A 24,197-nucleotide genomic window follows, 5' to 3' on the forward strand; every position below is an offset into this window, starting at 1 on the left:
CTAAGCTGCCGATCATGGGGGTCCCCGGGTGGTGGCAGCGGGTGGTGGCGGTGAGCGAGCACCTCGCCGCGGTCGAGCCGCTTCAGCAGAACGACCACGGCTTCGGGCCCGACGCCCAGCACTACTTGCGGATCGGGGAACTGGCCCGCGGGTTCGCCGCCGACCCCGGGATCGGCGACGCCGAACGCGGCCGCGTCCTGGCGGTGCTGGACGACCTGCTCGGCGACGAAAGCGAGCCGCACCGCCGCGCGATCGCCCTGACGTTCCTGTGGCCCCTCGCCGGCCGGCCGATCCCCGCGGACGCGGGAGAACGGGTGCGGCGCGAACTGGACCTGATCGCCGGGCACCGGCCGGCCGCGGATCCCGTTTCCTGGCCGGAACTCGCGCAGCAGGCCAGGGACGAGCTGGACCGCTGCGGCCTGCCCGCGACGGTCGTCCCGCACGACGCACGCCCGGCGCCGACCGGAGCTCTGCTGTCCGTGAGCACCGAAGAACCCGCCGGCGTCTTCCTGGACTGGAACCCCCTCGACGGCCGGTCGGAGCGGTACGAGGTCCTCACCGGGGCCCGCCCGGGGAACGAGTACCTGGGCGGCTACGCGGGCGACGTCCGGGACCTCTTCGCGCGGGCGGCGCTGGACGTGCTCGCCGCCGCCGGTTTTCGAACCGAGGTGCGGTACGACTTCCTGTACGGCCGGTCGCGCGTCTGCCGGGTCCTGGGCCCGCCGGCCATCCCCTTCGACTGAGCGGTGGATCGGTGACGGCCAACGAGGTTCCGGCGTGGTGGGGTGCGGTGCTGGCGGCGAGCGAGCACCTCGCCGGGTTCGACGCCGAGCAGGTGCGGAGCTGGCGCGAACGCTACCCACCCGAGGACCCGGGCAATGCGGACCTGCCGCGGGGCATCCGGATCTTCAGCCTGGGCCGCGCGTTCGCGTCCGGCGCGAGCGCCGCGGAACGCCTCCGCGTGCTGGCCGTGCTCGACGACGTGCTCGGCGACCCGGGCGACCCGGACCGGCACACCGTCGTCGCCATGTTCCTGCGCGCGGCGCTCGACCTCGGGTCGGTGCGGGAACTGTGGCCGTCACTCGGCGCCCGACTCCGGCGCGTGTGCGTCCTGCTGTTCACGTCCTGGCCCGCCGGCGCGCCGGAGTGGATGACCGTTGACGTCAGCCCGCCGTGGAAGCCCGCGCTCGTCGCGCGCATCCGCGAGGACGACCGCGGCCCGAGGACGCCCGGCGAACCGCTCCTGACCGACCCGCTCGTCGTCGACCGGCTGGAGGACCCCGAGGAGATCGTCACCCTGGCACCGCCGGAGGCGATCGCGGCCTGGAGCGATCTGGCCGGGAAGGTCCACGCCGAGCTCACGCGCGTGGGCATCGGCGCGACGCTCCAGACGCGGCTCTTCGACCCGGCGCCCGGCGTCCACATCGCCCTGAACCTCACGCTGCCGCCCTACGGCGTCACGCTCACGTGGCGCAACCCGCTCGAGAACGCCAAGGCGTACCGGGACGACCTGCTCGCCCAGAACCGGACGCAGCTGCTGGCCTACTCGATCGAGACGCACGACATCCTGCTGCGAGCCGCACTGGACGTGCTCGCCGCGGCCGGGTTCCGGACGATGACGCACTACTACTTCCCGCACGACCGCGCGTGCGAGTACCGGGTTCTCGCCCCGCCGGAGCACCCGATCACCTGAGGCTCCGGCATCACCGGAACCAGCCGGAAGAACGTCCGCACCTCGTCGGCGAACAGCTCCGGCTGCTCGGAAGACCTGGGCCCGGCCGACGGACCGCGAGGTCGGTCAGAGAGACTGGGGGCCAGTGCCCGCCCTCTCGACCTGGAGCCGTTGATGCCGCAAGGGACCGTCCGTTGGTTCGACGCCGAACGGGGTTTCGGCTTCCTCGCGCCCGAGGACGGCTCGCCGGACGTGTTCGTGCACGCCTCCGAGATCGTCGGGGACGGCAGCTCGAAAGTGCTCCGCGAGGGACAGGCCGTCGCGTTCGAGGTCGGCGAGAACGACCGCGGGCCCCAGGCGCTGCGCGTTCGCGTCACCGCCGACGCGGCCACCGGCAGCGCCGTGGGCCTGCTCGGCACCATCAACTGGTACGAGCCGGGCAAGGGGTACGGCTTCGCGTCGCCGGACGGCGGCGGCGCCGACATCTTCGTGCACAGCTCCGCCATCGTGACCGGCGGCGTGGTCACCGAGGGGCAGCGGGTGGCCTTCCTGATCGTCGAAGGCGAGCGTGGCCCGCAGGCCGGGCACGTGATCCCGCTGGGAGCAGGGGCCGGCTCACCCGCTGCGGCCGGTATCGCGGACGGTGCCGACGGCACGGTGGCCTGGTACGACGAGGACAAGGGTTTCGGCTTCATCAACCCCGACTCCGGCGCCGGGGACGTCTTCGTTCACGCCCGGGCCCTGGCCGAGGGGCTGACGTGGCTCGCGGAGGGCGACCGCGTCGCCTACGAGGTGGCTAGCGGAGACAAGGGCCCGCAGGCCCGCGACGTGCACCTGGTCCGGGGCGCCGAGCCCCAGACGGCGCCGCAGCGGTCGGCACCTGCCGCGGCCGCGGGGCCGGCGGCGCGGGACGTGCCCGCACGAGGCGGCGAGGGCGTCGTCGCGCGCTACGACGCCGACCGCGGCTTCGGCTTCATCACCCCGGACGCAGGCGGCGACGATCTCTTCGCCCACGTGTCCGTGATCATGGGGTCGGAGCCGCTGCAGAAGGGTGACCGGGTCCGGTACGCGGTGCGTCAGAGCGACCGGGGCCCGCAGGCCGACCGCGTCGAACGCCTCTGACGAGGCGGCCCCACCGACGGCTGATCACTTCCCGACGAGAGTGCTCGTTCATCCCCGTCGATGGTGCCGTCAGCAACGCGGCTGCAGCCTTCTCCAAGAGATCGATCTCCCTCGTGGTGACGGGGCCCCCGCCGACCAGAGGACCTGCTCTGATGCGTTCGGTCCGGTCGTAGCGCAGCCCGAGGCGCGTGAACCGCAGCAGCCAGGAGATGGTGCGTTCGACGACCCAGCGGACCCGGCCGAGGCGGGGATACGGACCTTGATACCGCGGCGGATCAGGCAGCGGCGGTAGTCGTAGCCCTTGTCGGCGTGCAGCTTGTCCGGTCGGCATCGTGGCCGCCGGTTCAGGTGGATGCCCGCCAGGTGCGCCGCGTCCCGCTGGGCCAGGGCCGTGGAAGCCCAGTATTCGCACAGAGAACGCAGGTACCCCAGCGGCGTGCCCTGGCTTCAGTCGTCCGGATGCGGAACGGCTTCACGCGGGGACGTAGGTCAGCTGGACGACGCCGTTGCCGAACGTCGCCGACTTCTTGAGCACCAACGGAAACGTCGGCCCCTCTTCGGGGAACAGCCGCTTCCCGCGGCCCACGACGATCGGGTACAGCAGCAGGTTCAGCTCGTCGACCAGGCCTTCGGACAGCAGCCAGCGCACCGCCGTCGTGCTGCCGCTGGTCATGATGTCGCCACCGGGCTCGGTCTTCAGCGCGCGGACGGCCGCGGCCGGGTCGCCGGTCAGCAACGTCGCGTTGTTCCAGCCCACTTCGGACAAAGTGGACGAAAGGACGTACTTGCGCACGTTGTTCATGAACGCGGCGCCTTCGTCGTCCTCGACGGTCCGGCCAGGCCACGCCTCGGCGAACCCTTCGTAGGTGACGCGCCCGAGCAGCATCGCATCGGCCGCGGCCATCCCGCCGCCGACCGCCTGGCCGATCTCGTCGGTCCAGTACCGCAGCGACCACTTGTCGGGCGCCTCGACCACGCCGTCGAGCGAGATGAACAAGTTCGAAACGATCTTGCGCATGGGCCCCCTTCGGGTGAGGGGTCCCACTATAAACCGGGGAAACGTCAGGATCGTCCACTCGCGACAGTCGCACGAACGCGCACGCTGTCGGCCTCCGCGCGGGCCCGTTCCTCCTCCGTCGCCGGCTCCAGTCGCGCCGGGACGTCCTTGTGGTGCGGCGTTCCCGCGATCGGATCGCGGTCGAGCGCGTCGGTCAGCAGGTTGATCCGCGGACCACTCACCACCCGGCGGCCCTCCGAGTCCGGGTGGGCCATGCCGTAGCCGTGCGGCAGCGACAGCTGTCCCGGCCGCAGCGCCGGATCGGCTTCGGCGCGGACGACCACCCGGCCCGCCGGCGTCACGACCGCGACCCAGTCGCCCGCCGAAGCACCGATCGACGCCAGCTCTTCGGGACGCGCCCGCAGCGCGCCGTCCGGGTCCGTGCGGCGCCAGCGCGGGTCGCGCAGGATCTGGTTCGCGTTGTGCGCGCGGCGCTGGCCGTTCAGCAGGGAGTACGGGAACGAAGGATCCGGCCGTTCCGCGGCCGGGTCCAGCGAACCGAGCCAGTCCAGCAATTCCGGCACGGCCAGCCGGACGCGCGGGCGGCGCAGCAGACTCCACACTTCGTCCTGCTCGTGCGTCGAGAACGGCGTCGGCCCGGCCAGCACGCGCGCGAACAGTTCCTCACCCAGCGAAGCCCCGGTAGCGGAGCTGCCCAGCGCCCGCTGCACCGGCACGGTCATCGTCTTCGCCGCGCGGTGGCACCCCGCCCACAGCGGCGCGATCGACGCCGCGCCGCCGGGCAGGGACGCGCCCAGCGTCCGGTAGAGCAGCACGGGCAGGATCGCCGCGCGCTCCGGCATCGCCTGGACCAGCGCCCCGATCCCGGCCTGCAGCTCGGAACGCGGGCCGGCCGCCAGGGAAGCGAGAACGTCGGACGGCGGCAGCACGCCGAGGACGTCGAACAGCCGCGTGTAGATCTCGGCCTCGACCAGCGTGCCCGGCAGCGGGTCCAGCAACGGCGGCCGCAGCTGGAAGTAGTTCGTCGGCCATTCGAAGGTGAAGAGCGTGAACTCCCACTTCTCGTGCTGCGACGCCGCCGGCAGCACGTAGTCCGCGAGCGCGGCCGTCTCGGTGTAGGCGACGTCGACGACGACCGACAGCTCGGTCTCGCGGATCGCCCGTTCGACGTCCCGTGTGCCCGCGAAGGTGTTGGCCGGGTTGGACGACTCGACCCACAGCGCGCGGACGCGGTTCGGGTGGTCGGTCAGGATCTCCTCGGCCAGGGTGTTCGCCGGCAGCAGGCCGCCGATGTACTCGAACCCGGTGACCTCCGACCGGCGGCCTCCCGAAGAACCCCACAGCGGCAGCAGCCACGAGTGCAGGTTGTTCGTGCCACGCCGGCCGAAGTGGCCGGTGAGCAGGTACAACAGTTTCTCGAGGTAGCTGTTGAGCGTTGAGTGCCTGCCCTGCTGGATGCCCAGCTCGACGCGCACGGTCATCGCCGTCGAGGAAAGGATCAGGTCGACGGCCCGCTCGACGTCCACACGGGACACTTCGGCGTGCGCGATCCACTCGTCCACCGGGATCTTCGCCAGCACGGCCGCGACTTCGTCGAACCCTTCCGTCCGGGAAGCGAGGAACTCTTCGTCGACGCCACCGCGTTCCAGCAGCAACGCCAGGACCGCGCCCAGCAGGTAGGCGTCGGTACCCGGGCGCAGCGGCAGGTGCAGGTCGGCGATCTCCGCCGTTTCCGTGCGCCGCGGGTCGATGACGATCATCTTGCGCGCCGGGTCGTTCTTGATCGTGTTGAGCGCGTGCCGGGCGTTGCTGAACCCGTGCGCCTGCCAGGGGTTGCAGCCGAGGACGAGCAGCAGGTCGCAGTGCTCGACGTCCTCGGCGGTGTGCACGAGCGTCGAGCCGAACAGCTGCCCGTTGACCCAGAAGTCGCCCGTCTTCTCCTGCGACAGCGCGTTGAAGTGGCGCGTCGAGTTCATCCACTTCAGCAGCGACGCGCCGTACGCACCGCCGGAATGGTTGCCCTGGCCACCGCCGCCGACGTAGGCGAACGAGCCGGGGCGACCGGCTTCGGTGTCGGCGTCCCGGATTTCGTGCAGCTTCGCGGCGATCTCGGTGAGCGCGGTCTCCCAGTCGATCGGCTCGTACGTGCCATCGGGACGCCGGCGCAGCGGCGTCGTCAGCCGGTCGTCGTGGTCGCCGTACCAGGTGAGGCGCTGCGCCTTCTGGCACAGGTACCCGCCCGAGCGCGGGTGCGCCTTGTCGCCGCGGACGCGGGTGATCTTCCGGCCGTCGAGCTGCACCTCCAGCCCGCAGTTGAGGTAGCAGAGGCTGCACGCGGTGCGGTGCCACTCGCCGGTCATACCAGCTCCAATGCACGGCCGAGCGTCGTGAGACGCGCTTCGAGCGTTTCGCCGGCCGGGTACAGCCGGACCGTGTCGACCCCGGTGTCGCGCCAGACGCGCAGCCGGTCGCGGACCATCTCTTCGGTGCCGATCAGCGTGGTGCCGAGCACCATCTCGTCGGTGACGAGCGCGGTCGCGCCGTCGCGGTCGCCGGCCTGCCAGCGCTCGCGGACTTCGGCGGCGACGTCGGCCCAGCCCTGGCGGCTGTAGGCGTCGTTGTAGAAGTTCGTGGTGGCCGAGCCCATCCCGCCGAGGCTGAAGGCCAGTTCCTTCTTGCGGCTGCCGACCAGCACGCGCAGCTCGTCTTCGTTGTCCGCGAAGGCGACTTCGGCGCCCTGGCAGACGTCGATGTCCTGACGCGTGCGGCCCGACTTCGCGAGCCCGGCGTCGAGGGGCTCGAAGTACGCGGAAGCGCCTTCGGGCACGAAGCTGGTGCCGAGCCAGCCGTCCGCGACCTCGCCGGTCAGTTCGAGGAGCTTCGGCGACAGCGCCGCGAGGTAGATCGGGATGTCCGGGTTCGGCGCGGTGGACAGCCGCATCGGCCGCGCTTCGCCGGGCAGCGGGATCTCGAACGCCTTGCCGGAGAACGAAATCTTTTCCCCCGCGAACGCCCGGCGGATGATCTCGACCGTCTCGCGCATGCGCGTCAACGGTTTCGCGAACGGGACGCCGTGCAGGCCCTCGATCACCTGCGGCCCGGACGGGCCGAGGCCGAGCGCGAACCGGCCGCCGGACAGGTCGGCCAGCGTCAGCGCGGCCTGCGCGATCGCGACCGGCGTGCGCGTGCCGAGCTGGACGATCCCGGAGCCGAGCCGGATCCGGTCGGTGCGGGCGGCGAGGTAGCCGAGCGCGGACGGCGCGTCCGCGCCCCAGGCTTCGGCGACCCAGCAGACGTCGAGGCCGAGTTTTTCCGCTTCCAGCACGAAGTCCAGCGTCGTGCGCGTGTCCTTCGAGAACTCGACGGTCGTCGCGGTCTTCATCGGCCCTCGACCCGCTCCTTGATCGCGGCGAGGTTGCCGGTCATCGCGGTTTCGAACTCGCGCAGCCGCACGAAGACGATCTTCTGCTCCTTCTCGGGCATCCGGTCGATGGCGAACGACAGCCCGGACCGGCCCGGGCCCATCTGCATCCACTGGCTCAGCCGCGTGCCGCCGTTGTCGGGTTCGAGCGTGAACTTCCAGATCGCGCTCGGCTCGGCCGGGTCCGCGACGGCCCAGGCGAACACGCGCGGCGCCTCGCACTCGACGACGAACGACGTCGTCTCCCACTCGCCGAACGCGTCGTGCTTGCTGCGGCCGAGGAACTTGCGGCCCTCTTCACACCACTCGACGGACTGCAGTTCCGCACTCAGCGACGGCATCAGCGAGATGTCCGAAACGACCGGCCAGACGTCCTCGGGGACGGCGTCGATCCAGGTCGAGACCTCGGCCGTCGGCTTGTCCGCGTACCGCGCGCCGGTCCACTCCATCGTGGTCGCACTCCCCTCGCTGAGCCGTTGACCACGATAGTTGCGTAGATAGACCTACCCTGTCAACGTCACTCCTGCCGCGCGAAGCGGGCTTCGACGTCGGGGCGCCGCGCCAGCCGCGGCGGGAAGCCGGGGCCGCGGCGCATGCGCGTGTCGTCCGGCGTCATCGGCTCCCGGCACTCCGCGCAGACGATTTCGGCGTGCGTGTCGTGCCCGCAGGCGAGGTGGTGCACGGTGATCGGCGGGCCGGCTTCGGCGGCGAGCCACTTGTCGCCCCACCGCGTCATCGCGAGCAGGACGGGGTAGAAGTCGCGGCCCTTTTCGGTGAGGACGTAGTCGTAGCGCACCGGCTCGGTCTGGTAGGCGACCTTCTCCAGCAACCCCTCCTCGACCAGCCGCTTGAGCCGGTCGGCGAGGGTGTTGCGGGCGATGCCGAGCGCCTGCTGGAACTCGTCGAAGCGGCGGACGCCGTAGAAGGCGTCACGCAGCACGAGCGGGGTCCACCAGTCGCCGAGCAGGTCCATGGTGCGCGCGATCGAGCACGGCCACTGCGCGAACGAGGTCCGTTTCATGCGGCCGAGCGTACGCGGTTTTCGAGAAGGACTCAGCAGGTCAGCCGCATGACCACCCGGCGGGCGGTCGGCCGGCTGACCTCGGTGAAGCCCGCGTCGGCGAAGATCCCGGCCGTGCCGACGAACAGTTCGGCGGGCCACGCGACCTTCTGCCCGGGCGCGACCAGCATCGGGTAGCCCTCGACCGCGCGGGCACCGCGCTCGCGGGCGAAGTCCGCGGCCGCCTTCGCGAGCGCGGCGCTGACTCCGCGGCGGCGGAAGCCCTTGCGGGTGACGAAACAGGTCACCGCCCAGACGCTGTCGTCGGCCGGGTCCTCGTCGCGGCCGGCCCAGACGACCCGGCTGCCGAGCAGGTGGGGATAGGCGGTGCGCGGTTCGACCGCGCACCAGCCGGCGGGCTCGCCGTCGAGGTACGCGACGAGCCCGGTGGCGTGGTCCGCGGTCTGCGCCCGGAACCGCTCGGCCCGTTGCGGCGGGGTGCCCGACTTCCACTGCGCGGGCGTCTGCTTGAAGTACTGGCACCGGCAGCGGGCCGGGTCCCCGCGGTCGCCGAAGATCGCTTCCAGGTCCACCCAGGACGCCTCGTCGACCGGTACGACAGTCAGCATCTTCCCGAAGTTAGACCAGGTGCCCGGTGGTGACGTCGACGTGCCCGGGCACTTCGTCGTGCGCGTCGCCGACCGAGAGCGTCCCGGCCGGCTCGACGAGCAGCACGCTCGCGCCCGTCTTCGACGACGGCTTGTGGAACGTCCCCTTCGGCACCACGAAGACCTGGCCGCGCCCGAGGGTGACGACGCGCTCGTCCGGATCCCGCACGCCGATCTCGATCTCGCCGTCGAGGACGAGGAAGAACTCGTCGGTGTCGGTGTGGACGTGCCAGACGTGCTCACCGTCGAACCGGGCGAGCCGGATGTCGTAGTCGTTGACGCGGGTGACGATCCGCGGGCTCCAGGCGGCGTCGAAGGTCGCCAGGACTTCGTTGAGGTCGGTCGGGTTCATGCACACCATCGTCGACCTGGCTTTTCGCCGGCGCGAGTGCTAGGAATCGCACATGCCGCAAGAATTCTCGCACCGGGTCGTCGCGATCGTGACGGCGGAGTCGAACCCGTTCGAGATGGGCGTCGCGACCGAGCTGTTCGGCCTGCGGCGCCCGGAGCTGGACCGGCCCTGGTACGACTTCACGCTCTGCGCCGCGACGCCGGACGTGCGGATGAACCTGGGCATGTTCACGCTCACCGGCGTCGCCGGCATCGAGGCGGCCGACACGGCGGACACGCTGATCGCGCCGGCCCGGCCGGACACGGGCGTACCGACGGACCCGGCGATCCTCGCGGCGATCCGCCGGGCGGCTTCGCGAGGCGCGCGGCTGGTCAGCTTCTGCACGGGCGCGTTCGCCTTGGCCGAGGCGGGCGTCCTCGACGGCAAGCGGGCCACCACCCACTGGCAGTGGGCCGCGGAGTTCGCCGAGCGGTTCCCCGCGGTGCGGTGGGAGCCGGACGTGCTGTTCGTCGACGAAGGCAACGTCCTGACGGCGGCGGGCAGTGCGGCGTCGCTCGACTTGGGACTGCACATCATCCAGCGCGACCACGGCGCGGAAGTCGTCAACGCGGTCAGCCGCCGCCTGGTGTTCACCGGCCACCGCGACGGCGGCCAGCAGCAGTTCATCGCGCGGCCGGTGCCCGCGGTCCCGGAGACGTCATTGGCACCGGTGCTCGCGTGGGCTTTGGAGCGCCTGGACCAACCCCTGACGGTGACGGACCTGGCAACTCGCGCGTCGGCCAGCCCGGCGACGCTGCACCGCAAGTTCCGCGCGGAGCTGGGCACAACGCCGTTGGCGTGGCTGACCACGGAGAGGGTGACGCTGGCGTGCCGCCTGATCGAGCGCGGCGAGCTGCGCCTGGACCGGGTGGCCGCGGCAAGCGGCTTCGGCACCGCGGCCAACTTGCGATCGCAGCTGCGCCGGCACACGGGGTTGAGCCCGAGCGCTTACCGCCGCCGGTTCGGCCCCGCCGCCTAGGTCAGGCCCGCGGCTGTCGTGAGTGGGAAACAGTGTTCTAACCCGGTTTCTCACTCACGACCTCTTTCAACGCGGCCGACAACGCGTCCTGCTGCAGCCGGGCCGGATACGCCTGCGGGTCCGCCGCGGCCAGCACGTTCAGCCCCTCCACCAACCCCACCAGGCTCTTCGTCGTCAGCTCCACCCGCTCGTCCGTCCACTCCGGACGGCACGCCGCCACCAGACGGCGGATCCGGGCCAGGAACGAGTGGTTCGCCACGCGGTGGCGTTCGGCCAGGTCCTCGTCGGCCAGGGCCGCCGCCAGGAAACCCACCCACACGCGGGATTCCTCGTGGTGGCCGTGCGGCAGGTCCAGAGCCAGGCCCAGCACCGCTTCCAGCGCACCGAACGCGTCGCCACTCGCCGCCTCGGCGGCGTCGGCGCGGACGGCCGTGCGCGCGTAGAGCAGGTCACGCGCGTGCAGCAGCAACGCCTTCTTCGCCGGGAACGCGTGCATCACCAGGCCGGTCGTGCAGCCGGCGCGCTCGGCGACCGCCCGCAGCGTCAGCCCCGGCAGGCCGTCCTCGGCCAGCACCTGCCAGACGGCGTTCGACAGCAGCTCCCGCTGCGCCTCGACGTCACGCTGCTTCGGCACGGAAACCTCCTTCCGAGGTAGCGTAACAGCTGCTACGGTAACAAGCGTTACGGAGGATTCGATGATCGACTGCACTTTCGCCATCGAGCCGGTGACCTGCGACGATCCCGACGCCGTCCGGCTGCGCGCGGCCCAGCGGACCGAACTCGACGCCCGCTACGGCACCGACGACCACGAGCCAGGCGCGGTCCCGACCGCGGACACCGTCGCGGTGTTCCTCGTCGCGCGGGACGCCGGCGGCGCGGCCGTAGCTTGCGGCGGGCTGCGCCTGTTCGGCCCGGGATCGGGCGAGGTCAAGCGCATGTACGTCGAGCCGGCGGCCCGCGGCACCGGCGTCGCGACCGCGGTGCTGCGCGCCCTCGAAGACCACGCGCGCGGCCTCGGCATCGGCCGGCTGCTGCTGGAGACGGGCACCGGCCAGCCGGACGCGATCCGCTTCTACCGACGTGAAGGCTACGAACCCATCGACGCCTACGGGCCGTACGTCGGTGAAGCGCTCTCGCGCTGCTTCGCCCGCGACCTGTGATCGGTTTTCCGATGGCCACCCCAGCCTGAGCTATTGGTGGCCGGGGGCGCACCGGGCCTATCGTCGAAGGCACGGCGATCGCCGTTCCTCCCACCAAGACGGAGTTCCCTTGCGCATCAAGCAGATCGGCGCCGTGCTGGCCGCGGCCGCCGTCTTCGCCCTGCCGGCCGCACCCGCGACGGCGGCGTCGAAGATCGTCCCCCTCGACCCCGTCACCGGGCAGCAGCCGGAAAACATCGCCTTGGAGCCCGACGGCTCCGCCGACCTCACCTTCGCCTGGTCCGGCGAGATCGGCCGGGTCACACCCGGCGGCCGGGTGAGCGTCATCGCCCGCGTCCCGGTGCCGGCCGACGGCGACGTCCCGGTCGTGCACCGGAAACTGTTCCTCGGCGGCATCGTCCGGGCGCCCGGCGGCGACCTGTACTTCGCCGTCTCGACCGGCACCGCGGCGACCGGCCTCTACCGCGTCCGGCCCGGCGGCACCCCGGTCAAGGTCGCTTCGCTGCCGCCGTCCGGGTTCCAGAACGGCGTCGCACGCGACCCGGCCACCGGCGACCTGTTCGTCGCCGACTCGTTCGGCTCGACGGTCTGGCGGGTCTCCCACGGGCGCGTCACCGCCTTCGCCACCGGTGAGCTGCTCGCGCCGGTGACCGGCTTCGGCGCCAACGGGATCAAGGTCCACGCCGGCGCGGTCTGGGTCTCCAACCTGGACCGGGGCACGCTGGTCCGGTTCCCGCTCACCGGTGCACCGGGCCGGGTCGTCGCGTCGGGTCTCGGCCCGATCGACGACTTCGCGTTCCACGGCGGCACGATCGTCGCCGCGATCAACCAGGACAACCGGGTCGTCACGATCGGCCGCGACGGGGTGCGGACCATTCTGTCCACTTCGGACGGACTCGCCAACCCAACCGCGGTCGCCGTAAGGGGCGACGCGGTGTACGTCACCGACGGCGCCTACTTCGGGGGATCGCCGAACCTCCTCCGGACCTCGCTGCCCCGGTAGCGCCCGAAGCGCAAATTGCAGTGTGCACATCCCCATGATCGGCACGTGCATCCGCACGGGAGCTGTGCACGCTCGCCGTCACGGGCTCGCCGCGCACGCGCGAAACGGTTGCTGTGCGCCAAATCCGCCGGTATGTTGGCGCCGTCCCGGTCGGCCGACCACGGCTCCCGGGACTCGCGCTGCTCGGCCGCGGTGGGGAGGCCGGCGCCGAGAGAGCGCTTTCCGGAGGTAGGGGTCGCCGCCGGACAGGAGGGAAGCAGTGCCTTGGTGTACCCGGGAACGATCTTGGACGACCGCGTGAACGAGCCGTACCTGGTCGCGCAGGACGCCATCGCGGGCGAGCTCAGCCGCGGCAAGTGGTGCGTTTACCTGCACGAATGGCTCGGCGACGAGAACGACCTGCCGACGTGGCGGATGCAGGTGGCCGAGCACGCGGCCGAGTTCGGCGTGGACGTGTGCTTCATGGACATCCCGCGCAAGGACATGACACTGGTGGCCAACGTGCACGCGCTGCCGAGCTTCGAGCAGGTCACGCAGTCCGTGGCCGCGCTGGAGCACTACCGCGAGCGGGTCGCGGGCCGCCGCCGTTCGGCCCAGTGAGGGGCGCGAGCGGCGGCTGACGACCACCGGCGTCCGAGGTCGGCGACCGCCGCGGGCTCACTCCGCGGGAAATCGATTACCACCGCGCTATGGTGTGCCGAGAGCACTGTCATCGAGAGCGAACGAGGACGCGCGTGGCGACGATCTCCGACGTGGCGGCACTGGCCGGCGTCTCGACCGCGACCGTGTCCAGGGCGCTCAACGGGAAGTCCACTGTGGACCCGGTGCTGGCCGAGCGCGTGGCCAGGGCCGTCGAAGAGCTCGGCTACACGCCGAACGGCCTCGCACGCAGCCTGCGCCGCCGCGAGACCGCGGTGCTCGCACTGATCATCTCCGACGTCGAAAACCCGTTCTTCACGGCGATCGCGCGCGGCGTCGAGGACGCGGCACAGGCCGCCGGGTACTCGGTGATGCTGTGCAACTCCGACGAGAACACGGCCAAGGAACGCCGGTACGTCGAGGTCGCGGCGCAGGAGCGGCTCGCGGGCGTGATCATGTCGCCGACCACCGGCGACAGCGACGTCCGGCCGCTGACCACGCACCGGACGCCGATCGTGACGGTCGACCGGCGCCTCGACTCGGCGGACTGCGACGCCGTGCTCCTCGATTCCCGCGCCGCCGCCCGGGAAGCCGTGGCGCACCTGGCCGGGAACGGCTACGAGCGGATCGCCTGCATCGCCGGCCCGCCGGGCGTCACCACGGCCGACGACCGGCTCGACGGTTACCGCGACGGACTGCGTGCGGCGGGCCGGAAGTACTCCGCGAAACTGGTGCGCCGCTGCGAATTCCGCGAAACCGGCGGCCGCGAAGCCGCGGCCCAGCTGCTGACCCGGCCCGACCCGCCGGACGCGCTCCTGGTCTCCAGCAGCACGATGTCCGTCGGCGTCCTGCAGGCGCTGGCGGAACTCGGCCTGCGGTCCGGCCGCGACGTCGGGATCGTGTCGTTCGACGACGCGCCGTGGGCGACGCTGATCTCGCCCGCGCTCACCGTCGTCGCCCAGCCCGCGCACGCGATGGGCCAGCTGGCCGCGCGCCTGCTCCTCGACCGCATCGGCGACGGCTCCCGCGCGACGACCACCACGACCATGGCAGCGCAGCTCATCGTCCGGGGCAGTTCCGCCCGATAGTCCGCCCGAAGTGACGCTTGACACACCCCGGCATCGCCCCTAGCGTCGGGTAATCGATTACTCCCATCTTCCGCCGACGCGAGGGGTGTCATGGAAGAGCCGGGTACGCCGCTGGTCGCGCTGACCGGCATCAGCAAGGCCTACGGCGGCGCGCTCGCGTGCGACGGCGTCGACTTCACCGTGCGGCGCGGCGAAGTCCACGCGCTGCTCGGCGAAAACGGCGCCGGCAAGTCGACGCTCGTGCGCATCCTCTCCGGCGACATCACCGGCTACCGCGGGACGATCGAGGTCGACGGCGAACCCGTCGCGTTCGGCGGCCCGGGCGACGCGCGGCGCCGCGGCATCGCGCTGATCCCCCAAGAACTCGACCTGGTCCCCGGGCTTTCCGTCGCCGCCAACATCTTCCTCGGCCGCGAGCCGCACACGAAGCTCGGCGCGATCGCGCGGCAGCGGATGCACCGCGAGACGCGCGAACTGCTGGCCCGCACCGGGATCACGCTCGACCCGAAGCGCGCCGTCGGCGAGCTGCGCACCGGCGAGCAGCAGCTCGTCGCGATCGCGAAGGCCCTCGCGCTCGACGCGCGCGTGCTCGTCATGGACGAGCCGACGTCCGCGCTCACCGGCGCCGAGGTGGAGCGGATGGTCAAGGTGATCGACGAGCTGCGCGAAGCGGGCGCCGGCATCGTCTACATCTCCCACCGGCTCGAGGAGATCGGCCGGCTCGCCGACCGCGCGACCGTCCTGCGCAACGGCCGTGTCGCCGCCGAGTTCACCGCCCGGGACCTGACCGTCGAGCGGGTCACCGAGGCGATGATCGGCCGCCCGGTCCAGGCGCTGTTCCGCGTCAAGCACGGCGAAACCGGCGACGAGCTGCTGCGCCTCGACGACTTTTCGCTGCGTCCGCGGCGGCACCGGCCCGGTCGCCGGGAGCCCGCCGGGATCACGCTTACGGTTCGTGCCGGCGAAATCGTCGGCCTGGGCGGGCTGCTCGGCTCGGGCCGCACGGAACTGCTGGAGACGCTGTTCGGGGCCGGGACACCCGGCCGGTGGCTCGGCCACGTTTCGCTCGGCGGAAGGGAAATCCGGCCGCGAAGCCCGCGGCACGCCGTCCGGCTCGGGCTGGCGCTGGTCCCGGAGGACCGCCGGATCGCCGGCCTGGCGCTCCCCCATTCCGTCCGCGCCAACACGGCACTGTCCGTTGTGGACGGACTGGCGAAGGCCGGGTTCCTGACCCGGCGGCGCGAGAACGACACCGTCGCGAAGGTTCTGGGCGACCTCAAGGTGAAGGGGGCGCTCGCCGACCCGGTCGGCACGCTCTCGGGCGGCAACCAGCAGAAGGTCGTGCTGGGCCGGGCCCTGCTCACCGAACCGAGGCTGCTGCTGCTCGACGAGCCCACCCGCGGCGTGGACGTCGGCGCGAAGGCCGAGATCTACCAGCTGCTGGCCGCCGCGGCCGCCCGCGGCATCGGTGTCCTGCTCGCCTCCTCCGAGCCCGCCGAGCTGGTCGGGCTGTGCGATCGCGTCCTCGTCCTGCACGACGGCCGCGGCGCGAGCGAGCTCGACACGCACGACGCCGGCGAAGCCGAACTGCTGGCCGCGGCGATGGGGGAAACGCGATGACCACCACCGAGTTCCTGCCGCGGCGCGACGTCGTGACCGCGCTGTTCCGCTTCCAAAGCCTCTTCGGCCTGGTCCTGGTGCTCGCCGCGGCGATCGTGTTCTCGCCGAGCCACGACGGCGACCTCGTGTTCCTCAGCGCCGGGAACCTCTTCAACGTCGTCCGCGCGGTCGCCGAGATCGGCATCATCGCCGTCGGCATGACGTTCGTGATCCTGGTCGGCGGGATCGACCTGTCGGTCGGCGCGGTGCTCGGACTGGCCGCGGTCGGCTCGGCCGTGCTGCTGGTCAATGACGGCTTCGGCGTGCTGCCGGCGGTGTTGGTCGTGCTCGCGGCCGGCTTGGTTTTCGGTCTGCTGCAGGGCATCGCGTCGGCGGTGTTCGGCATCCAGGCGTTCATCGTCACCCTCGCCGGGCTGCAGGTCGCGCGCGGGCTGGCGCGGATCTGGTCGGGCGGCCAGGGCGTCGCGATCGCGTACGGCGACGGCCCCGGCGAGGCACCCGTCGCGTTCTCGCTGCTCGGCGAACGGACGTTCAACGGGCTGGTGCCCATCCCCGCGGTGATCTTCGCCGTGGTCGCCGTCGCCGCCATCGTCTTCCTGCGCACCAGCGCGTTCGCCCGGCACGTCTACGCGATCGGCGGCAACGAGAAGGCCGCGCGCCTCTCCGGCGTCGCCGTCACCCGGGTGAAGGTGCTGGTCTACGGCCTGAGCGGGCTGCTCGCCGCGCTGGCCGGGATCATCCACGCCGGCCAGCTGAACCAGGGCAGCCCCAACGACGGCAGCGGGTACGAGCTCGACGCGATCGCCGCGGTGGTGATCGGCGGCACCGCGCTGTCGGGCGGGCGCGGCTCGGTGTCCGGCACCGTCGCCGGCGCGCTACTGCTGGGCGTGCTCAACAACGTCCTGGCGCTCAACAGCGTCGACCCCAACGTGCAACTCCTGATCAAGGGCCTGGTCATCGTGGTCGCCGCGGGTCTGCAGCGGCTGCGTCCGACACCGTAGAGGGGAAGAAAAGAGATGTCCGGCAAGCACTTCGCGCTCCCCGCGCTCGTCCTGCTCCTGGCCGCCTGCGGCACGACCCACGAGAACTCGGGGCAGGGCGCCACGACGTCCGCGGCCGCCTGCCAGGGGGCCGGCGGGAAGTACACGATCGGCGTCAGCCAGGCCAACGTCAGCGAGCCCTACCGCAAGCAGATGGACGACGACATCGCCCGCGCGGCGCACGACGTCCCCCAGTTCACCGTGAACTTCGCCGACGCGCAGCAGGACAACGCCAAGCAGGTCGCCGACGTCGAGAACTTCCTGACGCAGCGGATCGACCTGCTGATCATCAGCCCGAACGAGGCCACGCCGCTGACCGCCGTCGTCAAGAAGGCCTACGACAAGGGCATCCCGGTGCTGGTGCTGGACCGCAAGGTCGACGGCGACGCGTACACGCAGTGGATCGGCGCCGACAACGTCGACATCGGCAGGCAGGCCGGGCAGTACCTGGCCGACGAGGTACTGCCCCAGGGCGGGAAGATCGCCGAGATCCGCGGGCTCGCCGGGTCGACTCCCGCCAAGGAGCGCCAGGACGGCTTCGCGAAGGGCATCGAGGGCCGCGGCATCGACGTCGTGACCACCGTGGACGGTGACTGGCTGCGTGAGAAGGGCCAGCAGCAGGCGGACGCGATCTTCAAGGCGCACCCGGAGATCCAGGCCGTCTACGCCCAGAACGACCCGATGGCCGAGGGCGCGTACCTCGCCGCGAAAGCCGCCGGTCTGGACCAGAAGATCAAGTTCATCGGCATCGACGGCCTGCCCATCCCGTCCGGCGGCATCAAGGCGGTCGAGGCGGGCCGCCTCGCGGCGACGTTCGTCTACCCGACGGGCGGCCGGGAGGCGGTGGAGTCGGCGAAGAGCATCCTGGTCGACTGCGCGAAGCCGGCCAAGACGCAGATGCTGCCGACGCAGCTCGTCACGCGGGCGAACGCCGCCGAGGTGTACGCGAAGGGCAACCGCTGACCGTTCTTGACTTCAACCTTCCTCGAACTTCTACCGTCGGCACCATGACCACCGCACCACCCATCCCCCGCGCCGTCTGGATCGCCTCCGGTGTCATGGCGCTCGGCGGGTTCCTGGGCAACATGGACGGGTCGATCGTCGCGGTCGGGCTGGAATCGATGAGGCTGCACCTGGGGGTCAGCCTCATCGAGGTTCAGTGGGTCGCGACGGCCTTCCTCCTCGGCCTTTCCGCCGCGCTCCCGCTGACGCCGTGGCTCGTCAAGAAACTCGGTGCGGGAAGGCTCTGGCTCTGGGCACTGGCGGCGTTCCTGCTGACGTCGATCGCCTGCGCCCTCGCGCCGGACGCCGTCACGTTGATCGCGTTTCGGGCGCTGCAAGGGATGGCGACCGGCGTCATGGTCACCGCGGGGCAGACCGTGATCGGCCTGGCCGTCGGCCCGGACCGGCTCGGCCGCACCATGGGCACGCTCGGCCTGGTCGTCGGGCTGGCGCCGGTCGTCGGGCCGAGCGTCGGCGGGTTCCTGCTCGAGCACTTCTCGTGGCCGGTGCTGTTCTGGCTCAACCTGCCGATCGGCCTGGTCGCGTTCGGCCTGGCGCTGCGGTACGTCCCGCGCGGCGACCGCGGGACGCCGCCGCCGGTGGACTGGCCCGGCCTGGCCCTGATCACGCTCGGCCTGCCCCTGCTCGTCTACACGCTCACCGAGCAGAACGCGCTCTTCGCGGCGGTCGGCGCACTCGCGCTGGCGGTGTTCGTCCGGCGTTCGCTGCGCGTCCGGCACCCGGTGCTCGATCTGCGGCTGGCCGCCCGGCCCGTCCTCGGTTCGGCGCTGGCGTCGGTCCTGCTCGCCGGCGCCGGGATGTTCGGCGCGGTACTGGTGCTGCCGCTGTGGTTCCAGGTCCGGCTCGGCGCCGGACCCGCCGAAGCCGGCGCCCTGCTCGCACCGATGGGCCTGGCCACGACGGTGTTCGTGCTCGTCGCCGGCCGGCTGACCGACCGCTTCGGCGGCGGCACCGTCTCGCTCACCGGGTCGGTGGTGGTGCTCGCGGCCACCGTCCCGCTACCGTGGCTCGGCCCGGACGCGCCGATGTGGCTGATCCAGGCGCTGCTCGTGGTCCGCGGCGCGGGACTCGGGCTGTCGATCATGCCCGCGTCGACGGCCGCGTACGCGTCGGTGTCCGCCGGCGAACTCGGCCACGCGACGGCGTTGGTCAACATCGTCATGCGCGTGGGCGGCGCGGCCGGCGGCGCGTTGTGCGTGATCGTGCTGTCCCACGGCCTCACCGTCGATCCGGCGACCGGGTTCGGCTGGGCCTTCGGCGTCCTGGGTGCCGTGTGCGCGCTCGGTACCGCCGCGACGGTGTGGCTCCGGCACGCGGAACGTTCGTCCACAGTGGACACCACAGCGTGATCCACCTGGGAACCTGGCGCGAACCCGCGTTTGGTGATTTCCTGGAGCCGGACAACCACTGTCGGTAGGGGGAAGGGCTGGCATGGCGGGGGTAGCGAAGCTGGTGACCGCGGCGGCGGTACTGGGGAGCCTGCTGGCGGCGACGCCGGCGAACGCCGCCCCGGCGGCGATCGACTGGCAGCCGTGCGCGGACGCGCCGGGCGTGGACTGCGGCACGGTGACCGTGCCGATCGACTGGGCCCACCCGGATCGCGGCACGGCGAGCATCGCGCTCGCGCGGCGCAAGGCCACCGATCCGCAGGCGCGCATCGGGTCGATCCTGATGGACCCGGGCGGTCCCGGCGGGCCGGGCGCGGGCGAGGTCGAAGCCGGCTGGTCGCTCTCGCCGGAGATCACCAAGCGGTTCGACACGGTGGGCTTCGACCCGCGCGGCGTCGGCGGCAGCACGCAGATCAAGTGCGGGCTCGACGAGGTCATCGCCGACCACCCGGAGGTTCCGCGCAACCAGGCCGAGTTCGAGCAGCTCGCGGCGTACAACCGGAAGCTCGGCGAAAGCTGCAACAAGCTTTCCGGGCCACTGGGGCAGTTCGGCGACACCGCGAGCGTCGCGCGGGACATGGACGCGATCCGCGCCGCGCTCGGCGACGAAAAGCTGACGTACTACGGGGTTTCGTACGGCACGCTGATGGGCCAGCAGTACGCCGAGCTGTTCCCGGACAAGGTCCGCGCGCTCGTGCTGGACAGCAACATGGACCACTCGCAGTTCACCGCGTTCGGGTTCCTGAACAGCGAAACCCAGTCGGTGCAGGCGGAGTTCGGCGAATTCGTCGCGTGGTGCGGCCGGACGCCGAGCTGCGCGTTGCACGGCCGCGACGTCTCGAAGCTGACGCGCGAGCTGCAGGACAAGGCCGCGCGCGGAGAGCTGAAGGATCCGCAGAGCGGCGAAGTCGTCACACCGCTTTCGCTGGCGGGGATGTTCCAAGGCTCTTTCTACGGCCCGAGCTGGGACAGGCTCGCGACGGTCCTGAAGTCGCTCGCCGACGGCACCCCGCGGCCCGAATCGGTGCGGGTGAAGGACGACATCCCGGTGAACACCGTGTTCCAGAGCGTGTTCTGCGACGACTGGAAGCTGCCGGTGCACAACTACGCGGAGCTCGAGGCGTACCGCCGGACGGTCGCGGCGCTCGCGCCGGACGTCAAGGTGAACTCGCTGGGCTGGGCGGCGGTCACCGGCTGCATCGGCTGGCCGAACAGGACGAGCAACCCTCAGCACCCGCTGCAGGTCCACGGCGCGCCGCCGCTGCTGATGCTGAGCAGCAAGTACGACCCGGCGACGCCGTACGCGTGGTCGCAGGCCGCGGCCCGGCAGAGCGGCAGCACGCTGCTCACCTACGACGGCTGGGGCCACGGCGCGTACTCCAAGAACAGCCAGTGCGTGATCAAGGCGACCGACGACTACCTGATCACCGGCAAGCTCCCGGCGCGCGGCACGCACTGCGCGGCCGTCGAGCCGGGAACGCCCGAAGCCCGGCTGGCCGGCCCGAAACCGCCGTCGCCGATCGGCTTCTGACGCTTCCGTCACGTGGCCGGAGCGAGCACAATCGTTCCGGCCACGCGTCGGAGGGAGCCTGGGATGCTTCGTCGATTTCTCGCCATTGCCGCGGTGGTCGTCGCGGCGAGTTCGCTCCTGACCGCGCCGGCCCAAGCGACGTCCCGCCACGGCGGGTACCTCGCGCTCGGCGATTCCGTCGCGTTCGGCTACCGGCCCAACGCGGACTACTCGAACGCGGCCGCCTTCAGCGGCTACGCCGAGAAATACGCGGCGCTGCGCGGACTTCGGCTGGCGAACGCGTCCTGCCCGGGTGAGACGACGGGCAGCCTGCTGGTGGTCACCGCGCCGAGCAACGGCTGCGAAAACGGCTATCGGCTGGCCTACCCCCTGCACGTTTCGTATGCGGGCGCCCAGATCGACTACGCCGTGCGATACCTGCGCACGCACCGCGACACCAAGCTCGTGACGCTGACGATCGGCGCGAACGACATGTTCCTGTGCCAGGACAACACACCGGACCACTGCACGGGCGCTTCGTTCAACGCCGCGTTGAACCAGGTGAGCCGCAACCTGGCGGCGATCCTTTCGGCGGTGCGCGCACAGTATCGAGGCGACTTGGTGCTGGTGTCGTACTACTCGCTCGACTACCGCGACCCGACGCAGGTGGCGCAGGTGAAGGCCCTCAACGCGGCGCTGGTGCAGGTGACCCGCCGCTACCACGGCAAGGTTGCGGACGGCTTCACGGCGTTCCTGGTGGCCTCCCTGCGCACGGGCGGCGACCCGTGCGCGGCGGGCCTGCTGGTGAAGCTCCCCACGGGCGGCTGCGACGTCCACCCGAGCGCGGCCGGCCACCGCGCCCTGACGGCGGCACTGGCGTTCGCGCGTTAGACGGTCCGCACCTCGACCCCGGCGGCTTCGAAGGCCCGCACGGCCTCGGGATCGGCGTCGGTATCGGTGACGAGGGCGTGCACCTGGGTGGTCTCGCAGATCCGGGCAAAGGCCCGCCGCCCGAGCTTGGACCCATCGGCGACGGCGACCACGCGCTCGGCGCGCTCCACCATGAGCCGGTTGATGCTGGCCTCGCCTTCGTGGTGGGCAAAGGCCCCGGCGCCGGCGTCGAAGGCGTCGACGCCGAGGAACAGCAGATCGATGGTGAGCTCACTGAGCACGCGCGTGGCGAGAGGCCCGCTGAGTTCGAACGACTGCGGCCGGGCAACCCCACCGGTGACGACGATCTTGACGTTCGGCCGCACGGCCAGCTCGTGCGCGATGTTGAGGGCGTTGGTGACGACGGTGAGCCCGGGTGTGCCGCTGAGATCCGGCCGCATGGCAAGGGCCCGCGCAACGCCCGCGGTGGTAGTCCCGCCGTTGAGCCCGACAACCATGCCTTTGGCGACGTCCGCGGCCGCCGCGGTGCTGATCCGCTGCTTTTCCGGAACGTGCCGGGCGGTTTTGTACCGCAGGGGGAGGTCATAGGCGAGATCGTTAGCGACCGCGCCGCCGCGGGTGCGGGTGAGCAGTTGTTGTTCGGCGAGGTGGTCGAGGTCCCGGCGGATGGTGGCTGCGGAGACGTCCAGTTCCGCTGCCACGCTCTCGACGTCGATCTTTTCCCGCTGGCCCAGCATGTCCAGGAGGGTTGTGAGTCTTTCGTGCCGGGCCATCGGTGGTACTCCCTAGCTTGGCTGGGCTCCGCGCACTCTCGTGCGCTGTTGGCCGTTGTTTCGAGCATTATGGTGCATCGAGGGTGTCTCTTGCACGGTACCCCTCAAGACGGTTTTCGACCCGTTCGTGTGATGATCATGCGTTCGATCTTCGGTAATCTTGTTGTATGGCAACGGAAGCGGTGGTTCTGGCGGAGCGTATCTCCGCGCTGCTTGCCGTTGTGCGGTCGGCCGAGGCGGAGATCGGTGCTCTGCTGGTGGAAATCGAGTCCCGCGGTGTGATGGAACTGTTCGGCTATCGCTCTACTGCCCGCCTTCTCGAGCACTTGGCCGACATCCCGAAGTCGGCGGCGGAGACGGTGGTCAAACGAGCCCGTGGGTTGCACGGTGGGCATCACCTCGACAGCCCGCCCGCCGTAGCTCCCTCAACTGCGGCTGCCGCTTCCTCGGGACTTTTGAGCAACCCGATGATCGACACCATCGTCGGAGCGCTGACCCAGATCCCCCTCGAGCACCGCGAGGACGCCGAACAGCACCTGCTCACGTTCGCCGAGAATGCAGGCCACAAACAAGTCGCCGCCCTCGGCGCCCGCATCATCGCGCACCTGGACCCCGACGGCCCCGAACCCGACACCACCGAACCACCGGTCCCCAGCCGCGAACTCTCCCTACGCCGCAAAAGAACCGGCATCTGGGAACTCCATGGCCGCTTCGACGACGAGACCGGCGCCCGAGCCAGCGCACTGCTGGACTCATTGGCCGAACGCCGCACCACCACCGACGAGGGCGACCACCGCTCCCCACAGGAACGCTACGGCGACGCCTTCTCCGACGCGATCGACCTAGCCCTCAACTCCCCAACCCTGCCCATGCAGGCAGGCGAACGAGCCCACGTGATGGTCGCGGTCCACCTGAACGACCTCAAGTCCGGGCTCGGCGAAGCCACCCTGGGCGACACCGGCACGATGTCCGCGGCGGAGGCGCGGGTCCACGCGTGCGACAGCATGATCATCCCCGCGGTGCTGGGCGAGAAAAGCGAACCGTTGAACTTGGGCCGCCTCCGCCGCCTGATCTCCGCAGGTCTCCGCCGGGCGCTGTACCTGCGCGACCGCGGCTGCGCATTCCCCGGCTGCCACCGCCCACCCCGCCACTGCCAGGGCCACCACATCCACCACTGGGCCGAGGGCGGCCCCACAGACCTGCACAACCTGGTCTTGATGTGCGCCCACCACCACCGACTGCTACACCGTTCAGGTTGGGAGGTCCGCATCGCCGCCGACGGCCTCCCGGAGTTCCTGCCACCAGAGTTCTTGGACAGAGAACGAAAACCCAGGCGCAACAACTTGCACCAACCACTGCCATTCGCAGCGTGAGACAACTGAACACGAGAAAGGCCCGCAGCCAGAAGGCTACGGGCCTACACCCACATCCTCACCCACCACGGGCGCCTCGCATTCAACGTGCCACCGCAGCCGGGCCTCAATCGGTAGCCCGCGCAGCTGGCAAGCACCATCGCCACCTCGAGCACGATCAACTACTCACACTCCGCCCGCCGACAGCACCCCCGAACCACAACCAGCAACCCCCACACCCGGCCCACCAACTGCACCACCGCACCTCAACCACAACCAGCCACCCCGCGCCCGCACCCGCCCGCCGATAGCACCGCCGCACCTCAACCAGCTATCCCACGGCCCCGCCCACCAACAACACCACCGCACCACCACCAGCAAGCCCGTGCCCCGCCCGCCGACAGGCGCCGCCGCACCACACCAGCAATTCCACGGCCCG

General features: G+C 71.2%; 24 protein-coding genes and 2 pseudogenes. 16 read left to right on the forward strand and 10 right to left on the reverse strand.

The features are described 5' to 3' along the window. Window positions 1-14: 14 nt before the first annotated feature. The 4 genes and pseudogenes from ACIQWX_RS32450 to ACIQWX_RS32465 all read left to right on the forward strand — a co-directional run bounded on the left by ACIQWX_RS32450 (window position 15) and on the right by ACIQWX_RS32465 (window position 2,794). Window positions 15-743 carry a hypothetical protein gene (locus ACIQWX_RS32450; RefSeq protein WP_400879207.1) on the forward strand — a complete coding sequence of 243 codons (729 nt, stop codon included), beginning with the start codon at window positions 15-17 and terminating at the stop codon, window positions 741-743. Between the two features lie 11 nt (window positions 744-754). Beyond that, the gene (locus ACIQWX_RS32455; RefSeq protein WP_400879209.1) at window positions 755-1,693 is read left to right on the forward strand and encodes a hypothetical protein; all 939 of its coding nucleotides are present in this window, start codon (window positions 755-757) and stop codon (window positions 1,691-1,693) included. Between the two features lie 153 nt (window positions 1,694-1,846). Then, window positions 1,847-2,044: pseudogene (locus tag ACIQWX_RS32460) on the forward strand (cold-shock protein); the annotation flags it as partial. A gap of 30 nt (window positions 2,045-2,074) precedes the next feature. After that, a complete protein-coding gene (locus ACIQWX_RS32465) occupies window positions 2,075-2,794 on the forward strand; it encodes a cold-shock protein (RefSeq protein WP_400879812.1) in 720 nt (239 codons plus the stop codon). 160 nt (window positions 2,795-2,954) lie between these two features. Here ACIQWX_RS32465 and ACIQWX_RS32470 read toward each other — a convergent pair. The 8 genes and pseudogenes from ACIQWX_RS32470 to ACIQWX_RS32505 form a co-directional block, all read right to left on the reverse strand. Beyond that, window positions 2,955-3,133 (reverse strand): annotated as a pseudogene (locus tag ACIQWX_RS32470) (IS5/IS1182 family transposase); the annotation flags it as partial. A gap of 133 nt (window positions 3,134-3,266) precedes the next feature. Further along, the gene (locus tag ACIQWX_RS32475; RefSeq protein ID WP_400879212.1) at window positions 3,267-3,812 is read right to left on the reverse strand and encodes a dihydrofolate reductase family protein; all 546 of its coding nucleotides are present in this window, start codon (window positions 3,810-3,812) and stop codon (window positions 3,267-3,269) included. Between the two features lie 44 nt (window positions 3,813-3,856). Continuing rightward, entirely contained in the window at window positions 3,857-6,172 is a 2,316-nt protein-coding gene (locus ACIQWX_RS32480) for a molybdopterin-dependent oxidoreductase (RefSeq protein WP_400879214.1), read from the reverse strand. Beyond that, the gene (locus tag ACIQWX_RS32485; RefSeq protein WP_400879217.1) at window positions 6,169-7,194 is read right to left on the reverse strand and encodes an LLM class flavin-dependent oxidoreductase; all 1,026 of its coding nucleotides are present in this window, start codon (window positions 7,192-7,194) and stop codon (window positions 6,169-6,171) included. Before ACIQWX_RS32485 ends, ACIQWX_RS32480 begins: the two co-directional genes overlap by 4 nt. Further along, on the reverse strand, window positions 7,191-7,682 hold the full coding sequence (locus ACIQWX_RS32490; protein ID WP_400879219.1) for an SRPBCC family protein: 492 nt from the start codon (window positions 7,680-7,682) through the stop codon (window positions 7,191-7,193). The genes ACIQWX_RS32485 and ACIQWX_RS32490 overlap by 4 nt, the downstream gene beginning before the upstream one ends. A gap of 68 nt (window positions 7,683-7,750) precedes the next feature. After that, window positions 7,751-8,254, reverse strand: coding sequence for a winged helix-turn-helix transcriptional regulator (locus tag ACIQWX_RS32495; RefSeq protein ID WP_400879222.1), 504 nt, complete (start codon window positions 8,252-8,254; stop codon window positions 7,751-7,753). Between the two features lie 32 nt (window positions 8,255-8,286). Next, window positions 8,287-8,862, reverse strand: a complete 576-nt coding sequence (locus ACIQWX_RS32500) for a GNAT family N-acetyltransferase (RefSeq protein ID WP_400879225.1) — start codon at window positions 8,860-8,862, stop codon at window positions 8,287-8,289. Between the two features lie 10 nt (window positions 8,863-8,872). Then, on the reverse strand, window positions 8,873-9,262 hold the full coding sequence (locus tag ACIQWX_RS32505) for a cupin domain-containing protein (RefSeq protein ID WP_400879228.1): 390 nt from the start codon (window positions 9,260-9,262) through the stop codon (window positions 8,873-8,875). Window positions 9,263-9,305: 43 nt separating this feature from the next. On the opposite strand from ACIQWX_RS32505, the gene ACIQWX_RS32510 reads away from it, so the two are divergent. Then, window positions 9,306-10,271 carry a helix-turn-helix domain-containing protein gene (locus ACIQWX_RS32510; protein ID WP_400879231.1) on the forward strand — a complete coding sequence of 322 codons (966 nt, stop codon included), beginning with the start codon at window positions 9,306-9,308 and terminating at the stop codon, window positions 10,269-10,271. Window positions 10,272-10,308: 37 nt separating this feature from the next. On the opposite strand, the gene ACIQWX_RS32515 is transcribed toward ACIQWX_RS32510, so the two are convergent. Next, a complete protein-coding gene (locus ACIQWX_RS32515) occupies window positions 10,309-10,905 on the reverse strand; it encodes a TetR/AcrR family transcriptional regulator (RefSeq protein WP_400879234.1) in 597 nt (198 codons plus the stop codon). Between the two features lie 61 nt (window positions 10,906-10,966). Between ACIQWX_RS32515 and ACIQWX_RS32520 the strand changes: the two genes are divergently transcribed. The 10 genes from ACIQWX_RS32520 (at window position 10,967) to ACIQWX_RS32565 (ending at window position 21,633) form a co-directional block, all read left to right on the forward strand. Further along, on the forward strand, window positions 10,967-11,431 hold the full coding sequence (locus tag ACIQWX_RS32520) for a GNAT family N-acetyltransferase (protein WP_400879237.1): 465 nt from the start codon (window positions 10,967-10,969) through the stop codon (window positions 11,429-11,431). A 109-nt stretch (window positions 11,432-11,540) separates the two neighbouring features. After that, complete coding sequence (locus tag ACIQWX_RS32525; RefSeq protein WP_400879240.1) at window positions 11,541-12,434, forward strand: hypothetical protein; 894 nt, start codon at window positions 11,541-11,543, stop codon at window positions 12,432-12,434. 285 nt (window positions 12,435-12,719) lie between these two features. Continuing rightward, window positions 12,720-13,034, forward strand: coding sequence for a hypothetical protein (locus tag ACIQWX_RS32530; RefSeq protein WP_400879243.1), 315 nt, complete (start codon window positions 12,720-12,722; stop codon window positions 13,032-13,034). A 134-nt stretch (window positions 13,035-13,168) separates the two neighbouring features. After that, on the forward strand, window positions 13,169-14,161 hold the full coding sequence (locus tag ACIQWX_RS32535) for a LacI family DNA-binding transcriptional regulator (protein WP_400879246.1): 993 nt from the start codon (window positions 13,169-13,171) through the stop codon (window positions 14,159-14,161). A 90-nt stretch (window positions 14,162-14,251) separates the two neighbouring features. Then, window positions 14,252-15,781 (forward strand): sugar ABC transporter ATP-binding protein, encoded by a 1,530-nt coding sequence (locus ACIQWX_RS32540; RefSeq protein WP_400879248.1) that lies wholly within the window; start codon window positions 14,252-14,254, stop codon window positions 15,779-15,781. After that, the gene (locus ACIQWX_RS32545) at window positions 15,778-16,782 is read left to right on the forward strand and encodes an ABC transporter permease (RefSeq protein ID WP_400879252.1); all 1,005 of its coding nucleotides are present in this window, start codon (window positions 15,778-15,780) and stop codon (window positions 16,780-16,782) included. The genes ACIQWX_RS32540 and ACIQWX_RS32545 overlap by 4 nt, the downstream gene beginning before the upstream one ends. A 15-nt stretch (window positions 16,783-16,797) precedes the next feature. Then, the gene (locus tag ACIQWX_RS32550; protein ID WP_400879255.1) at window positions 16,798-17,784 is read left to right on the forward strand and encodes a substrate-binding domain-containing protein; all 987 of its coding nucleotides are present in this window, start codon (window positions 16,798-16,800) and stop codon (window positions 17,782-17,784) included. A gap of 44 nt (window positions 17,785-17,828) precedes the next feature. Continuing rightward, window positions 17,829-19,193, forward strand: coding sequence for an MDR family MFS transporter (locus ACIQWX_RS32555; RefSeq protein ID WP_400879258.1), 1,365 nt, complete (start codon window positions 17,829-17,831; stop codon window positions 19,191-19,193). 82 nt (window positions 19,194-19,275) lie between these two features. Next, complete coding sequence (locus ACIQWX_RS32560; RefSeq protein ID WP_400879260.1) at window positions 19,276-20,763, forward strand: alpha/beta hydrolase; 1,488 nt, start codon at window positions 19,276-19,278, stop codon at window positions 20,761-20,763. Window positions 20,764-20,826: 63 nt separating this feature from the next. Next, complete coding sequence (locus ACIQWX_RS32565) at window positions 20,827-21,633, forward strand: SGNH/GDSL hydrolase family protein (RefSeq protein ID WP_400879263.1); 807 nt, start codon at window positions 20,827-20,829, stop codon at window positions 21,631-21,633. On the opposite strand, the gene ACIQWX_RS32570 is transcribed toward ACIQWX_RS32565, so the two are convergent. Further along, a complete protein-coding gene (locus ACIQWX_RS32570; RefSeq protein ID WP_400879266.1) occupies window positions 21,630-22,406 on the reverse strand; it encodes a DeoR/GlpR family DNA-binding transcription regulator in 777 nt (258 codons plus the stop codon). The two genes, ACIQWX_RS32565 and ACIQWX_RS32570, sit on opposite strands and share 4 nt — an antisense overlap. A gap of 167 nt (window positions 22,407-22,573) precedes the next feature. Here ACIQWX_RS32570 and ACIQWX_RS32575 point away from each other — a divergent pair, with 167 nt between their 5' ends. Next, entirely contained in the window at window positions 22,574-23,779 is a 1,206-nt protein-coding gene (locus tag ACIQWX_RS32575) for a DUF222 domain-containing protein (protein ID WP_400879269.1), read from the forward strand. Window positions 23,780-24,197: the final 418 nt, after the last annotated feature.

This window comes from Amycolatopsis sp. NPDC098790, assembly GCF_044759945.1.
GTDB lineage: Bacteria > Actinomycetota > Actinomycetes > Mycobacteriales > Pseudonocardiaceae > Amycolatopsis.

Bases quoted from the DNA above. Each gene is read 5' to 3' on its own strand.
- ACIQWX_RS32450 (WP_400879207.1), top strand. From the start codon at position 15: ATGGGGGTCCCCGGGTGGTGGCAGCGGGTGGTGGCGGTGAGCGAGCAC.
- ACIQWX_RS32475 (WP_400879212.1), bottom strand. From the start codon at position 3,812: ATGCGCAAGATCGTTTCGAACTTGTTCATCTCGCTCGACGGCGTGGTC.
- ACIQWX_RS32480 (WP_400879214.1), bottom strand. From the start codon at position 6,172: ATGACCGGCGAGTGGCACCGCACCGCGTGCAGCCTCTGCTACCTCAAC.
- ACIQWX_RS32485 (WP_400879217.1), bottom strand. From the start codon at position 7,194: ATGAAGACCGCGACGACCGTCGAGTTCTCGAAGGACACGCGCACGACG.
- ACIQWX_RS32490 (WP_400879219.1), bottom strand. From the start codon at position 7,682: ATGGAGTGGACCGGCGCGCGGTACGCGGACAAGCCGACGGCCGAGGTC.
- ACIQWX_RS32495 (WP_400879222.1), bottom strand. From the start codon at position 8,254: ATGAAACGGACCTCGTTCGCGCAGTGGCCGTGCTCGATCGCGCGCACC.
- ACIQWX_RS32500 (WP_400879225.1), bottom strand. From the start codon at position 8,862: ATGCTGACTGTCGTACCGGTCGACGAGGCGTCCTGGGTGGACCTGGAA.
- ACIQWX_RS32505 (WP_400879228.1), bottom strand. From the start codon at position 9,262: ATGGTGTGCATGAACCCGACCGACCTCAACGAAGTCCTGGCGACCTTC.
- ACIQWX_RS32510 (WP_400879231.1), top strand. From the start codon at position 9,306: ATGCCGCAAGAATTCTCGCACCGGGTCGTCGCGATCGTGACGGCGGAG.
- ACIQWX_RS32520 (WP_400879237.1), top strand. From the start codon at position 10,967: ATGATCGACTGCACTTTCGCCATCGAGCCGGTGACCTGCGACGATCCC.
- ACIQWX_RS32540 (WP_400879248.1), top strand. From the start codon at position 14,252: ATGGAAGAGCCGGGTACGCCGCTGGTCGCGCTGACCGGCATCAGCAAG.
- ACIQWX_RS32545 (WP_400879252.1), top strand. From the start codon at position 15,778: ATGACCACCACCGAGTTCCTGCCGCGGCGCGACGTCGTGACCGCGCTG.
- ACIQWX_RS32550 (WP_400879255.1), top strand. From the start codon at position 16,798: ATGTCCGGCAAGCACTTCGCGCTCCCCGCGCTCGTCCTGCTCCTGGCC.
- ACIQWX_RS32555 (WP_400879258.1), top strand. From the start codon at position 17,829: ATGACCACCGCACCACCCATCCCCCGCGCCGTCTGGATCGCCTCCGGT.
- ACIQWX_RS32560 (WP_400879260.1), top strand. From the start codon at position 19,276: ATGGCGGGGGTAGCGAAGCTGGTGACCGCGGCGGCGGTACTGGGGAGC.
- ACIQWX_RS32565 (WP_400879263.1), top strand. From the start codon at position 20,827: ATGCTTCGTCGATTTCTCGCCATTGCCGCGGTGGTCGTCGCGGCGAGT.
- ACIQWX_RS32570 (WP_400879266.1), bottom strand. From the start codon at position 22,406: ATGGCCCGGCACGAAAGACTCACAACCCTCCTGGACATGCTGGGCCAG.
- ACIQWX_RS32575 (WP_400879269.1), top strand. From the start codon at position 22,574: ATGGCAACGGAAGCGGTGGTTCTGGCGGAGCGTATCTCCGCGCTGCTT.